11 protein-coding genes and 1 riboswitch are annotated in these 14,192 nt (G+C 69.7%); all 11 genes read right to left on the minus strand.

Annotation, left to right across the window (positions count from 1 at the left end):
• Window positions 1-71 precede the first annotated feature (71 nt).
• On the minus strand, window positions 72-1,409 hold the full coding sequence (locus SGFS_RS24635) for an SAM-dependent methyltransferase (RefSeq protein ID WP_286253508.1): 1,338 nt from the start codon (window positions 1,407-1,409) through the stop codon (window positions 72-74).
• 237 nt (window positions 1,410-1,646) lie between these two features.
• Window positions 1,647-3,029, minus strand: a complete 1,383-nt coding sequence (locus tag SGFS_RS24640; protein ID WP_286253509.1) for an NAD(P)/FAD-dependent oxidoreductase — start codon at window positions 3,027-3,029, stop codon at window positions 1,647-1,649.
• A gap of 500 nt (window positions 3,030-3,529) precedes the next feature.
• Window positions 3,530-4,474, minus strand: coding sequence for a Ppx/GppA phosphatase family protein (locus tag SGFS_RS24645; RefSeq protein ID WP_286253510.1), 945 nt, complete (start codon window positions 4,472-4,474; stop codon window positions 3,530-3,532).
• The gene (locus SGFS_RS24650) at window positions 4,471-5,079 is read right to left on the minus strand and encodes a DUF501 domain-containing protein (protein ID WP_286253512.1); all 609 of its coding nucleotides are present in this window, start codon (window positions 5,077-5,079) and stop codon (window positions 4,471-4,473) included. Before SGFS_RS24650 ends, SGFS_RS24645 begins: the two co-directional genes overlap by 4 nt.
• A 35-nt stretch (window positions 5,080-5,114) precedes the next feature.
• A complete protein-coding gene (locus SGFS_RS24655; protein ID WP_286253514.1) occupies window positions 5,115-5,591 on the minus strand; it encodes an FtsB family cell division protein in 477 nt (158 codons plus the stop codon).
• A gap of 108 nt (window positions 5,592-5,699) precedes the next feature.
• Complete coding sequence (gene eno / locus SGFS_RS24660) at window positions 5,700-6,980, minus strand: phosphopyruvate hydratase (protein ID WP_286253516.1); 1,281 nt, start codon at window positions 6,978-6,980, stop codon at window positions 5,700-5,702.
• Between the two features lie 350 nt (window positions 6,981-7,330).
• Window positions 7,331-8,032 (minus strand): LysM peptidoglycan-binding domain-containing protein, encoded by a 702-nt coding sequence (locus SGFS_RS24665; RefSeq protein WP_286253518.1) that lies wholly within the window; start codon window positions 8,030-8,032, stop codon window positions 7,331-7,333.
• A 4-nt stretch (window positions 8,033-8,036) separates the two neighbouring features.
• Window positions 8,037-8,207: riboswitch (cyclic di-AMP (ydaO/yuaA leader) on the minus strand.
• 177 nt (window positions 8,208-8,384) lie between these two features.
• The gene (locus tag SGFS_RS24670) at window positions 8,385-9,416 is read right to left on the minus strand and encodes a LysM peptidoglycan-binding domain-containing protein (protein ID WP_286253520.1); all 1,032 of its coding nucleotides are present in this window, start codon (window positions 9,414-9,416) and stop codon (window positions 8,385-8,387) included.
• A 189-nt stretch (window positions 9,417-9,605) separates the two neighbouring features.
• Entirely contained in the window at window positions 9,606-10,925 is a 1,320-nt protein-coding gene (locus SGFS_RS24675; RefSeq protein ID WP_434028039.1) for a cytochrome P450 family protein, read from the minus strand.
• Window positions 10,922-13,063 carry a tetratricopeptide repeat protein gene (locus SGFS_RS24680; RefSeq protein WP_286253521.1) on the minus strand — a complete coding sequence of 714 codons (2,142 nt, stop codon included), beginning with the start codon at window positions 13,061-13,063 and terminating at the stop codon, window positions 10,922-10,924. Before SGFS_RS24680 ends, SGFS_RS24675 begins: the two co-directional genes overlap by 4 nt.
• 126 nt (window positions 13,064-13,189) lie before the next feature.
• Window positions 13,190-14,188, minus strand: coding sequence for a nucleoside triphosphate pyrophosphohydrolase (locus SGFS_RS24685; protein ID WP_286253522.1), 999 nt, complete (start codon window positions 14,186-14,188; stop codon window positions 13,190-13,192).
• Window positions 14,189-14,192 lie beyond the last annotated feature (4 nt).

Consider the following 14,192-nt stretch of genomic DNA (forward strand, 5'->3'; position numbering starts at 1 on the left):
GACGCCTGCCTGCCTGCACGAAGGGGCCCCGTTCCGTGGCGGAACGGGGCCCCTTCGTGTACCTACGGACGTCACCCACCCCACACACGGGCCCTGAGCGGCATCCCGGAAGCACCCCCTTCGGGTGTTCTGACGGCCAGCACCTGGTTGACGCCGAGGCGGTTGCGTTCGAAGCCGACGGCGCAGGCGGCCATGTAGAGGAGCCAGACGCGGGCGCGGCCGGGGCTGGTGAGGGCGACGGCGCGGGCCCATGCGGCGTCGAGGTTCGCGACCCAGGCGCGCAGGGTGAGGCCGTAGTGCTCGCGGAGGGACTCGACGTCGCGGACCTCGAACCCGGCGCGTTCGAGCTGGGTGACGGTGGTGCCGACGGGGGCGAGTTCGCCGTCCGGGAAGACGTACGCGTCGATGAACCCGTCGATGGAGTACGCGGACTCGTCGCGTCGCGGACGGCGTGAGATCTGGTGGTTGAGGAGCCGACCGCCGGGTGCGAGGAGTCGGTGAAGATTTTCCGCGTACTCCAGGTACTTGTCGGCGCCGACGTGTTCGGCCATGCCGATGGAGGAGATGGCGTCGTAGGGCCCGTCGGTGACGTCGCGGTAGTCCTGGACGCGGATCTCCACCCGGTCGGTCAGTCCCTCGTCGGCGACACGCTTGCGTGCGTACACGGCCTGTTCCTGCGAGAGCGTGATGCCGACGACGTGTACGCCGTGGTCGCGGGCCGCGTGGACGGCCATGGAGCCCCAGCCGCAGCCGACGTCCAGGAGGCGCTGTCCGGGCGCGAGGGCGAGCTTGCGGCAGATGAGGTCGAGCTTGTCGTGCTGGGCGGTCTCGAGGGTGGCCTCGGCATCGACATCGGCATCGGCATCGGCATCGGGGGAGCCCGATGGCCAGTAGGCGCAGGAGTACACCATCGAGGGGCCGAGGACGAGCTCGTAGAAGTCGTTGCCCACGTCGTAGTGGTGGCTGATGGCGCGTTTGTCGGTGTGTTTGGTGTGGCGGTGGCGCAGCGGGTCGCGGATCTCCTCCGGGGGCGGTGCGGGCGGGAGGAGGACGGCGGGGCCGGCGAGTCTGAGCAGCCCCCGGACGGCGGAGCGCGCGGTGGGGTCGCGCAGGGTTTCGGCGAGCCCACGGGCGCCCTCCTCACGCTCCCAGACGTGGGTGGCCATCAGGTCGAGGACGGCGTAGAGGTCGCCGTCGACACCGAGGTCGCCGGCGACCCAGGCGCGGGCGAGGCCCAGTTCGCCGGGTTTCCAGAGCAGTCGGCGCAAGGCCCTGCGGTTGCGTACGACCAGTACGGGGGCCTCCGGGGGGCCGGCCTCCGAGCCGTCCCACGCCCGGATCCGGACCGGGAGCGAGGTTCCCAACACCTGTTCGAACAGGGTGTTCAGCCGCGACGCGGCGTCCTGCATGGCGCACACCTCCGTGACGAGAGATCCCGGAATGTCCAACACAGAGGTAACACCTACAGAGCCCGGCCGCAGTCCCCCATGGGCGTTACAAGTCGATTTCGCCCAGAGGGCGGGTGATGGGGTTCACCGGCGGGCGCAGGATCGTCGTGGTTGCTCGCGCGGCCCCCGGCACGCCGAAGGACCTCCCGCACCACGGATGGCGGGAGGTCCTTCGGGTCGATCAGGGGCGACCGGAGGTCAGGAGGCCTTGGCCTTTTCCTCGGTCTTCGTCACGGCAGCGACCGGCGCCGGCTTCGCGGCCTCGTAGAACTCCTCACGGGGAGTCTCGATGGCACCGAGGGAGACGACCTCGCGCTTGAGGAACATCGCGAGGGTCCAGTCGGCGAAGACGCGGATCTTGCGGTTCCAGGTCGGCATGGCCAGACCGTGGTAGCCACGGTGCATGTACCACGCCAGGCGGCCCTTGAGCTTGATCTTCATCTTGCCCATGACGATCATCGCGACGCCCTTGTGGAGGCCGAGGCCCGCCACCGCACCCTTGTTGGAGTGCGCGTACTCCTTCTGCGGGAAGCCCCGCATACCGGAGACCACGTTGTCGCCGAGGACCCGGGCCTGACGCAGCGCGTGCTGTGCGTTCGGCGGGCACCAGGCGTTCTCGACACCGGCCTTGCGGGCGGCGACGTCGGGCACCTGGGCGTTGTCGCCGGCGGCCCAGATGTAGTCGGTGCCCTGGACCTGGAGGGTCGGCTGGGTGTCGACGTGGCCACGGGGGCCGAGCGGCAGGCCGTAGCGCGAGAGAACCGGGTTCGGCTTGACGCCGGCGGTCCAGACGATCGTGTTGGAGTCGACCTCGAGGCCGTTCTTCAGCACCACGTGGCCGTCGACGCAGGAGTCCATGGAGGTGTTGAGGTAGACCTCGACCCCACGGCCCTCCAGGTGCTCCTTGCCGTACAGGCCGAGCTTCGGGCCGACCTCGGGGAGGATCTTGTCGGCGGCGTCGACGAGCACGAAGCGCATGTCCTCGCGGGACACGTTCTTGTAGTACTTCGCGGCGTCGCGGGCCATGTCCTCGACCTCGCCGATGGTCTCCGCGCCGGCGAAGCCACCGCCCACGAAGACGAAGGTCAGCGCCTTGCGGCGGACGTCCTCGTCGGTCGTGGAGTCGGCCTTGTCGAGCTGCTCGAGGACGTGGTTGCGCAGGCCGATGGCCTCCTCGATGCCCTTCATGCCGATGCCCTGCTCGGCGAGGCCGGGGATCGGGAAGGTGCGGGAGACCGCGCCGAGCGCGATCACCAGGTAGTCGAAGGGCAGCTCGTACGCCTCGCCGACCAGCGGGGCGATCGTGGCGACCTTGCGGTCCTGGTCGATGGTGGTGACCCGACCGGTGAGGACCTCCGCCTTCGGCAGCACGCGTCGCAGCGGGACGACGACGTGCCGGGGGGAGATGCTGCCGGCGGCGGCTTCGGGGAGGAAGGGCTGGTAGGTCATGTACGACCGGGGGTCGACGACCGTGACGGTCGCCTCGCCGTAGCGCATCTTCTTGAGGATGCGCCGAGCTGCGTACAGGCCTACGTACCCACCGCCTACTACGAGGATCCTGGGACGCTCCGTGGTGCTCATGCCATCGAGTATGTACCCGCCATCCGGGGGTCGCTCGTGCGCCCCTTCACAAGCTTCCACAGCCCCTCTGATACACTGCGCGGCCCTCGAGATCAAGGTCAGGGCACGAGCGGGGAACCACCCTGCGTGGCGGGGCGTTGTCAATGCCGCGTGAACTGCTCTTCCGAGCTTCCGGACCCCTTGCGAACGCCTCCGACCGGGCCGTGTTTTCACACGGACGCGACCCCTCCGAAACGCCCGCGCGGGACCCCTCGACTCGCCCCGGAGGCCCCGAAGGCTCACCGCAGGCTCAAAACGTCGCCCAACAGGGCCGATTCTCTTGTGAAGAACTTCACGAAGTTTCTCGACGGCACGTCATCGAGGGGTGCCGAGGCGCCCCTCGGACGCGCTCAGACGTTATCCGACCTGCTCAAGCGAGACTACCGACGAGTAGCAAACACTTGCTCACAAGCGTGCCCGCCGGACCGGGAGAACGCCCGAAATCCGACGGGCCAAATGCCTCATCGAGTGATGGACCAGGTGATTCCGTCCAGGATGTCGTGCTCGCTCACCACGACCTCCTCCGCGCCGATCCGCTCCATGATCGCGAGGAGCACGAGGGCGCCCGCCGCGATCACGTCGACCCGCCCGGGATGCATCGAGGGGACCGCCGCGCGCTCGGCGTGGGTGGAGCGCAGCAGCCACTCGGTGATCTCGCGGACGCGGCCGTGCGAGATCCGGGAGTGGTGGATGGCCCGCGAGTCGTACTCGGGCAGGTCCTGGGCGATGGCGGAGAGGGTCGTGACCGAGCCGGCCAGTCCGACGAGCGTGTGCGCCTCGCGCAGCGGCACGCTCCGCTCCGCGAGGTCGAGGGCGGCCTCGATGTCGGCCCGGATGGCCGCGATCTGCTCCGGCCCGGGCGGATCGACGACGACGCCGTCCCGTACGAGGTGCCGCTCGGTCATCCGTACACAGCCGATGTCGACCGAGCGGGCGCCACGCACATGGTCGTCGCCGACGACGAACTCGGTCGAGCCGCCGCCGATGTCCACGACGAGGAACGGCTTGGCGAGGTCGTCCCTGCCGAGCAGTTCCTTCGTGGCGCCCGTGAAGGAGAACTCGGCCTCCTGGTCGCCGGAGATCACCTCGGGCTCGACGCCGAGGATGTCCAGGACGCCGCGTACGAACTCGTCGCGGTTCTCGGCGTCGCGGGACGCGGAGGTCGCGACGAAGCGGAGCCGCTCGGCGCCGTGCTCCTTGATGAGCGCCGCGTACTCGCGGCACGCGGCGAAGGTCCGCTCCAGCGCCTCGGGGGCGAGCCGGCCCGTACGGTCGACGCCCTGGCCGAGCCGAACGATCGTCATCCGCCGGTCCAGGTCGACCAGTTCGCCCCTTTCGGGGTCGGCGTCGGCGACGAGGAGGCGGATGGAGTTCGTACCGCAGTCGATGGCGGCGACGCGGGTCACTCGCCGTCCTCCTCGGGCTTGTCGGCGTCGACCGGCTTGAAGGCGAAGTATCCGGACTCGCTCGCGTCGACCTGCCAGCCCTCGGGCGGCGTCGAGGGCACCACGCACGGGCCCTTCGCCCACCACTCCGGCAGCATCGCGATCGCCTCGTCGCCCAGCGGGTTGACGCCCGGCCCGGCGGCCAGGGAGTGCCCCACGAGGACGTGCAGGCACTTCACGCGGTCCGGCATGCCGCCCGCGCTCGGGAATCCCTCCAGGACCTCGATCGCGTCACGGCGGGCGATGTAGTCCTCATGGGCGGCGCGATAGGACGCGGCCAGCTCGGGGTCGGTCCCGAGCCGCTCCGTCATCTCCTTCATCACGCCGTTCGCCTCCAGCGTGCCGATCGCGGAGGCGGCCCGAGGGCACGTCAGGTAGTACGTCGTGGGGAAGGGCGTGCCGTCCGGCAGACGGGGGGCCGTCTCGACGACGTCCGGCTGCCCGCAGGGGCAGCGGTGCGCGATCGCGCGCAGCCCGCGCGGCGGACGCCCGAGCTGCTGCTTGAAGGCCTCGACGTCCGCGTCGGTCGGCTCGGTGCGCGGGGTGGGCGGCGGAGGGGTTTCCATACCTGTACGTAAGTCTCTCTAGAGCTCTGGTCGGTTCACTGGTCGGTGGCGTCGGCCTTGTCGACCCCGTCCCAGACATTGGCGTACCAGGGGCGGTCGGCCGCGCCCTGCGTCGTACGGGACTGCTTGGCCGCGTCCGGGTCGATCACGACATAGCCGGTCTCGCCGGGCATGACGTAGTGCAGCCGCTCCCGGATGCGCTGCTCGGCGTACGCGTCGTCCTGCCAGCGGGCCTTGAGGTCACGCAGCTCCTCGACCCGCTGCCGGGCCTGCTCGCGCTGCCGCTCCATGTCGGCGATCTCGGCACGCTGGGAGACGTACTCCCTTATGGGGTACGCGAGGGCCACGATCAGCGAGCAGAAGACGAGGGCGAGCAGCGCGGCGCGGCCGGTGAGCCGGGAGCGGCGGGCCTGGCGTTTGGTCTGGGAGCGGTAGACCCGGGCCGCCGTCTGCTCGCCGAGCAGCTTCAGCCGGGTCGCGGTGGAGAAACGGTCCCGGTCCTTCACGGCCATCTGGCTCTCCGCCTCCCCTTGCACACGTGCGTACGTCCCCGCACACGGTACGGGACCGCGTACGGGGACGTACGTACGACTGGCTAAGCCTTACCCCTGGTTGGGGGCTCAGCCCTTGAAGCGGGGGAAGGCGCTGCGGCCGGCGTACACCGCGGCGTCGTCGAGGATCTCCTCGATGCGCAGCAGCTGGTTGTACTTGGCGACGCGGTCCGAGCGGGCCGGGGCGCCGGTCTTGATCTGGCCGCAGTTCACGGCGACGGCGAGGTCGGCGATGGTGACGTCCTCGGTCTCACCGGAGCGGTGGGACATCATGCACTTGAAGCCGTTGCGCTGGGCCAGCTCGACGGCGTCCAGGGTCTCGGTCAGCGAGCCGATCTGGTTGACCTTGACGAGCAGCGCGTTGGCCGCGCCCTCCTCGATGCCGCGGGCGAGACGCTCGGGGTTGGTGACGAAGAGGTCGTCGCCGACGATCTGGACCTTGTCGCCGAGACGCTCGGTGATGGTCTTCCAGCCGTCCCAGTCGTCCTCGAACAGCGGGTCCTCGATGGAGACGAGCGGGTACGCCGCGACGAGCTCGGCGTAGTAGTCCGTCATCTCGGCGGCGGAGCGCTCCTTGCCCTCGAAGGTGTAGACGCCGTCCTTGTAGAACTCGGAGGCGGCGACGTCGAGCGCCAGGGCGATCTGCTCGCCGGGGGTGTAGCCAGCCTCCTTGATGGCCTCGAGGATGAGGTCGAGGGCGGCGCGGTTGGACTCCAGGTTCGGGGCGAAGCCGCCCTCGTCGCCGAGGCCGGTGGACAGGCCCTTGGTCTTCAGCACCTTCTTGAGGGTGTGGTAGACCTCGGCGCCCCAGCGCAGGGCCTCGGAGAAGGACTCCGCGCCGATGGGGGCGATCATGAACTCCTGGATGTCCACGTTGGAGTCGGCGTGCGAGCCGCCGTTCAGGATGTTCATCATCGGAACGGGCAGCAGGTGCGCGTTCGGGCCGCCCAGGTAGCGGAAGAGCGGCAGGTCGGACGCCTCGGAGGCGGCGTGGGCGACGGCGAGGGAGACGCCGAGAATGGCGTTGGCGCCGAGGGAGCCCTTGTTGTCGGTGGCGTCCAGGTCGAACATCGCCTGGTCGATCAGGCGCTGCTCGGTGGCGTCGTAGCCGACGAGCTCCGGGCCGATCTGCTCGATCACGGCGAGGACGGCCTTCTCGACGCCCTTGCCGAGGTAGCGGTCGGGGTCGCCGTCACGCAGCTCGACGGCCTCGAAGGCACCGGTGGAGGCGCCGGACGGGACGGCGGCACGACCGGTGCTGCCGTCGTCGAGGCCGACCTCGACCTCGACCGTGGGGTTGCCTCGGGAGTCCAGGATTTCCCGGGCTACGACGACGTCGATGGACGGCACGAGCATCTCCTTCTTGGGATGTGACGCGATAGTGCGCGGCCGCGTGGGCCATGCGACTAGAGCCTAACCGCCCCGGGGCCGTCGGCAGCCGACCGACCGTCCCGTGGACAGACAGACGGTACCCATTGTTCCCGTCCGGAACAAAGAGGGGGTGAACAAGAAATGGGGCGAAAGAGAAAAAGAAAGAGCCCCGCCCCGGTGCGTACGGGGGAATGCGCACCGAGGCGGGGAGCCCGTGGGGACGGGGGGACGACCCTCACGGTGCCTTCACAATGGGGGACACGGCTGTGGAGGCACCGTGGTTCAGCTGAGGAGCGGCTCTCTTTTTCCCAGCTTCCGAGCGGCCGGGATCAGCTCAGGTGGAGCTGCTGGCCGGGGTAGATGAAGTCGGCGTCGTCGATGATGTCCTTGTTCAGCTCGTAGAGCTTGTGCCAGCCACCCTTGACGTTCTTCTTCGCGGCGATCCCGCTGAGGGTGTCGCCCTTGACGACCTTGTACTCGCCGTCGCCCTTCTTGACCTTCTTGCCGGTCGGGGTCTCGACGGTGGCACGGTCGGAGGAGCGCGAGGCGCGGGTCTCCTCGGTGGTGTTCTGCGTGCTCTCCTGCGTGCTCTCCTGCGAGGAGCTGGAGGAACCGGAGTCCGAGCTGCCGCTGTCGGCGGCGGCACCGTCGTACGCGGCGCCGGACAGACCCGTGCCGCAGACCGGCCAGGCGCCCTTGCCCTGGCCCGCGAGGACCTTCTCGGCTATCTCGATCTGCTGGGCCTTGCTGGCCTGGTCGGCGCTGGAGGCGTACTGCGTGCCGCCGTACGCGGCCCAGGTGGAGGCGGAGAACTGCAGGCCGCCGTAGTAGCCGTTGCCGGTGTTGATGGACCAGTTGCCGCCGGACTCGCACTGGGCGACGGCGTCCCACTCGGACGTGGTGGCGGCCGAGGCGCTGCCGGCCACCATGAGCGGGGCGGCGATGGCGGCGGCGCCGGTGACACCGACGGCGGCGATGGCGCGAGCGGTCTTGGACGGGCGGCGGTGCTTGCCCTGGCCGGAAAACAGCATGGAGTGATCCCCTCACCGACGCCTGCGAGGTGAGCTGTCGGGTTCGGGCCGGTTGAGTTGCCCGGCCGCGCCTCCCGAAAGAGACACGGCTTCACCCCAAGCCGAGTCCAGCCTCAAGTGCTGGGCCCGGCGCTTACCTTGGGTCCCCCGCTCCTGCCTACGGCGCTTGACGCGACGACTGTTCCCGTACGGCCGGTGGCAGGATTCGGCGTTTCGACCGCAGGGGCCCGCTGTGGCGAGCGGTCACGACCGTAGACATGCGATTGGGGGAAATTCAAAGACGATCAGGACTTCTGTGATTCATGTCCCACTGAGATCAAAACGGGCATTAACGGGCGAACCATGACGCCAACTACCGTTGCTTTTCGCCCGTTTCGGCACCTACTTCGAGGGTCTGACCGGGGAGGATAAGGTCCGGATCAGTTCCGACGGTGGACTCGTTCTCGGCGTAGAGCACCCGCCATCCGCCGTCGAGGCCAAGAGAGTCGGCGATGGCCGTCAGGTTGTCCCCGACGCGGACGACGTACGAGCCGTCGACGGCTTCGCGGGCCGCGTCGCCACCACGGGAGGCATGCCGACCGGAGGAACCGTCGGGGGACTCCGAGTCGGTACGGGCGTCCGCGGCGCTCTCGTCGGCGCTGCCACCGCGATGGCGGCCGGTGCTGGATTCGCTGTCCGCGTCGACCGAAGAGTTGCCGTTCTGGGTTGAGTTATCCGACTTGTCGGTCTGGTTTCCGCCCTCGGTGTCCTCTGTGGACGAGCTTCCGGCTCCCTGCGAATCAGCCTTGCCGGAGTCGGTCGAGTCGGTGTGGGACTCGGTCGAGCCTTCGGTGTCGCCCGAGGAGGAGCCGGAGGAGGAGCCGGAGGAGGAGTCGGAGGAACTGGACGAATCGGAATTATCGGATGAATCGCCGGAACCATCCGAGCTGCTCGAATCGCTCGAATCACCTGAATTGCTCGAACCCGACGATTCGTCCGCGACGCCCGTATCCACCTTGTCCGGGGTCGAGTCGTCGCCGAGGCCGTGCAGGAGTCCGCAGGTGGACCAGACGCCGACACCCTGGTCGGCGAGGACCTTCTCGGCCACGGCTATCTGCTGCGAACGGCTCGCCTGGTCGGGGCTCATCGCGTAGTCGAGGCCGCCGTACTTCTCCCAGTTCTTCTGGGAGATCTGGAGGCCGCCGTAGTACCCGTTGCCGGTGTCGGCGCTCCAGGAGCCGCCACTCTCGCACTCCGCCACCTGGTCCCAGGTCGTTCCGCTGGCCGCGCTCGCGCCGGTGGCGCCAAGGAGGGGGATGGCGATGGCCGAGCCGGCCACGCCGGCCGCGACGAGGAGGGCCGGAGCCTGACGGGGGCGACGGTGTCGACCGTTCCCGGAGAGCATGCGGTTGCCTTTCGCGTGACAGCAGTGACCGGTGCGTGGGCTGTGTAAACCCTTCGCACTGACGTGTGAACGTATCGGCAGTCGATCACTTGTCACAAGTCAATGCAGCGCAGATCACGTGAAGATCACAGAGTTGAGGGAATGTCACGTTTACCCGCCCACGGAGAGTGCTTCGGGTGGGGCGCCGAGTCACTTGTGAAGGGGCGTGAACTCCACGGGCAGGGTGCGCAATCCACGCATAATGAGCCCGCCGCGCCACCGCAGATCGGCTGAATCCACCGCGAGTTGCAGATCGGGAAGACGGGTGAGGAGAGTCGCCAGTGCGGTCTGGCCCTCCAGCCGGGCGAGGGGTGCGCCGAGGCAGTAGTGGATGCCGTGGCCGTAACCGAGGTGCTGGTTGTCCCGGCGGGAGAGGTCGAGCGTGTCGGGGTCGTCGAAGCGCGCCGGGTCACGGTCGGCGGCGGCGAGCACCACGAGAACGGGGTCGCCGGGCGCGATGTCCTGCCCGCCGATGGTGAGGGGCCGGGTCGCGAAGCGCCAGGTGGCGAGTTCGACGGGGCCGTCGTAGCGGAGGAGTTCCTCGACGCCCGTTTCGAGCAGTTCGGTTTCGCCGGCGGTCAGGGAGGCCTGGAGGCGGGCGCGTTGTTCGGGGTGGGTGAGAAGGGCGTACGTGCCGTTGCCGATCAGGTTGACGGTCGTCTCGAACCCGGCGAAGAGCAGGATGAACGCCATGGCCGCGGCCTCGTTCTCGGTGAGGTGCTCGCCGTGGTCGGAGGCGCGGATGAGGCCGGAGATGAGGTCCTCGCCGGGGGTGGCTTCGGCGGGGAGTTCTTCGCGCTTGCGGTGGATGAGTTCCAGCAGGTAGCCGCGCATCTTCTTCACCGAGCGGGCCACGCCGCCTCGGGGGCCGCCGCCGTGCCGGATCATCATCCCCGCCCAGTCCCGGAAGTCGTCCTGGTCCTCGCGGGGGACGCCGAGCAGGTCGCAGATGGCGTAGATGGGGAGAGGGAAGGCGAAGTCGTGGATGAGGTCGGCTTCGCCCTTGGCCGCGAACCGGTCGATGAGGTCGTCGGTGAGTTCCTGGACGCGGGGGGCGAACTCGGCGACCCGGCGGGGTGTGAACGCCTTGGAGACGAGGCGGCGCAGGCGGGTGTGGTCCGGCGGGTCGATGTTCAGCAGATGGGTCATCAACTCGGCCTTGCGCTCACCGGGGATGCCGGTCTTGCCCTTGGCGTGGGCCGGTTCGTCGTGGTGCGCCGGGTTCTTGGAGAGACGTTGGTCGGCGAGGGCCTGCTTGGCGTCGGCGTAACGGGTGACCAGCCAGGCCTCGACTCCGCTGGGCAGCTTGGTGCGGTGCACGGGGGCGTGGTCGCGGAGCCAGGCGTAGGCGGGGTAGGGGTTGGTGGCGAATTCCCAGGTGAAGAGTTCTGGGGCGGCGGGTCCGGTGGGGGTGGAGTCGGGGGTGCCGATGGAGGTGGCGGCGGGGCCGGGGTCGGGCTGGTTGGTCACTCGTCGACGGTACCGGGGGCGGGGTCTGCGCTCGCGGTCCCCTCGGTGAGAAAGACGGTCATGCGGGAGCGGTGCAGATCGAGGTGGCCCAGCTCATCGGCTCTGCTGAGCCATTGCTCGGCCGCTCGGCCTCTGCCCTTCTGTTTCAGGTGGATCCCGAGCCAGTGAGCGGCTTGGCCGTCACCTCTCTTGGTGGCCCTCCGGAGCATGCTTTCGCCCTCGTCCACGGAGCCGGTGTTGATGAGGAGACGTCCGAGGTTCCGCAGTGCGTCCGGCTGGCCTGCCGCCATGGCCGCGCGGAGCATCTGCTCGGCCTCTTCGGCATTGTTGTCCTCGATGTACAGAAGAGCCGCGAGGTCGTTCATGGCCAAGGGATCCCCCTGGGCGACCCCGTAACGGAACCAGCTCTCCGCGGCCTGCTTGTCCCCCATGTTGTAGAGCTCCCTGCCCAGGCGAACGGCTGCCCTGTCGTAGCCGGCCTCGATCGCCGTCATGTACCACCGGAGTGCTTCGACGCTGCTGACGGCGCTCTGCATATTGCCCAGTTCGTACGCGGCGTGCCCGTCCCCTTTCTCGGCCGCCGCCCGCAGCCATCGCTCGCTGCGGGCGCGGTGCAGCAAACCGGCCTCGCGCGCCGCGCGGGCGCTTCCGCACTCCGCCGCCGCCTCCAGATGCCGGAGCGCGCCCGTCTCGTCTCCGATGCTCACCAGGTGCGCGGCCCACTCCTCGGCCGCCGCCTCATGTCCTGCTTCGGCCGCTCGGCGTATCAGCTCCCGGTGTGTCTCGCCACCGACGCGGCCCGCGAACGCGAACATCAGGTCCGCGTCCCCCGCCTCGAACCGGGGCTGGAGTGCTGCTCGGGCCGCGTCGAGCACGGCTTCGCGGTCGATCGGGGCTCCCGCCTCCGCCTCGTCCAGCAGGGTCCACCACACCCCGTCGGGCACGGGCTCCAGATCCTCCGCCCGCAGCGCCTCCGCGACCAGCGCGCCGTACGCCCGGCAGGTGCCGTCCGTGCCTTGCACAAGCATTCCGGAGGCGCCGAACATGGGTGTCGTGGCCCACTCGAAAGCGTCCTCGAACGACTCGTGGCCCTCTGTCCCGTACTGCTCCTGGACTCTCCTCAGCAGTTCGACCGGCACGGCTGCCTGCACCCCGCAGCGCGGCAGCTCCACCGCCGCCCGGACCAGCAGTTGCCCGAGCGGGTGCGCCGACCGTGTCCCCTCGCGTCGCCACTCGTCGAACAGCAGGTGCCCGATCGCGAAGTACGACGCCGGGCCTTCCCTGCCGCTCCACATGTACGCCGGGTACGCGCGCGGGTCGTCGAGCTCCGCCAGTCGCCGGAGTTCGGCCTCGCTCCACTCGCGTGGCAGCAGCACTGTGCGCGCCCTGGCCACGACCCGGTCGGCGGGGGCTGTCCGCGCCCTGCGCCGGTAGTACTCGTCGGGGCGCATGGTGGCGAGCACGACCGCCCCGAGGCCACCGAGCTTCCCCAACAGCTTCAGGTTCAGGCCGCCTTCGCCGAGGTGGTCGGTCAACTCGTCCAACCACACGACGTATGTTCCCGGCTCGCCCTTCAGCTCGGTCGGCAGTTCCCTCAGGTCCTCGCCCCGATCGGGCGCGTACAGTCGATGCCCCTTCAGCGACCGCACGCCCTGCCACGCCGTGTACGACTTCCCCGCGTACCGCTCCCCCAGGATCAGCACCAGGCCGCCGTTCTTCAGCTCGGCCCACAGCGCCTCGTCGCAGTCGCGTGGGACGTACGGCGGTACGTCGGCCAGCCCGGGTATCGGCCGGGTGGCGTGCACGCCGAACTCCCAGGGCTCGACGTCGCCGACCGGCCGGCCCTCGGCCGGGGGCGGGCCGTCGCCCTGGGCCTCCTGCTTGACCGTCACGGGGCCGTTGAAGGTGGCGCCGCCGAAGTCGAAGCGGTCGCCGGTGTGGCGGTCGCCGGTGGAGACGGAGTCGATGGTGCCGGCCTGGATGACAGGGCCTTGGAAGGTGCCGCCCGTAATGGTGTTGGCGACCTCGGCTCGAGCGCGGTGCAGCCGCCGTACCTTGGCCACGAGATCCTGGTAATGCTCAGGCGACTGCGTCTGGAGGGCGCGCACGTGGGCACGCAAGGTCTCTGGGTCGCGCATGTATCCGGAGGGGATGAGGGAACGCCGTTCCCCGGCCGGCAGCGCCAATAACACTCGTACCAGCCACTCCCACTCCTGCTCCACAGAAGCCCCCGCCCCTCGCAACCATCCGTAAGGACAACGGTACTAAGAGTCAAGCCCCTCAGCGGCCCGCACCGCGTCCCGGTACGCCCGTGCCGCGGCCCGTAGCGCCGCTTCGGGGTCTACCCCGGCCGCCTCCGCCCGTACCGCCATCACCAGCAGCTCGTAGCCGGGGCCCTCGCCGGTCGGCAGCGGTACGTCCAGGCCCGCCGTGCGCACCCGTGAGCCCAGCTTCGACGCCAGCGCGAGGCCCGGCTGGCCGAGAGGTATGCCGTCCGTCACCGACTCACGGCGCTTCTCCATCGCCTTGGTGCGCAGCCAGTGCGCCTTGACCTCCTCCGGGGTCGTGGCCGTCTCGTCGCCGAAGACATGCGGGTGGCGGTGGATGAGCTTGGCGACGATGCCGGCGGCGACGTCGTCGATGGAGAAGGAGGCGTCCGGATCCTCCTCGGCGATACGGGCGTGGAAGACGACCTGGAGCAGGACGTCGCCCAGTTCCTCGCGGAGTTCGTCCCTGTCGCCCTCCTCGATCGCCTCCACCAGCTCGTACGCCTCCTCGATGCCGTACTTGGCCAGGCCCTTGTGGGTCTGCTGGGAGGACCAGGGGCACTCGGCGCGGATGCGGTCCATGACCTGGACGAGGTCGAGGAGGCGGGCGCCGGGGAGGTCGTAGGAGGCGGGGAGCAGCTCCAGTGACGGCATCTGCACGCGGCCGGAGCCCGCCAGGCGCGCCAGGCCGTCGGTGAGGGCGGGCTCGCCCTCGGCGGTCGCGACGACCACCACCGTGCGGTCGCCGGCGCACTCGGCCACCAGTTCCTCGGCCGTCGGGGACGCCTGCTGGACCGTTATGCCCGCCTCGCGGAGGTACGGCAGCTGTGGGTGTGTGTCGTCCGCGCAGACGACCCGGTCCGCGTCGTGGAGGGCCTGCCAGGCGGGCCAGGACAGCAGGCCGGGGGCGACTCGGTGGCTGGTGGTCAGCAGGACGACGAGGCCGGGGGCGGGGGCCGCGGTGTCGGAGGGGCCGTCGGGGCGGTTTGCGTTCACACCA

Source organism: Streptomyces graminofaciens, assembly GCF_030294945.1.
Lineage (GTDB): Bacteria > Actinomycetota > Actinomycetes > Streptomycetales > Streptomycetaceae > Streptomyces > Streptomyces graminofaciens.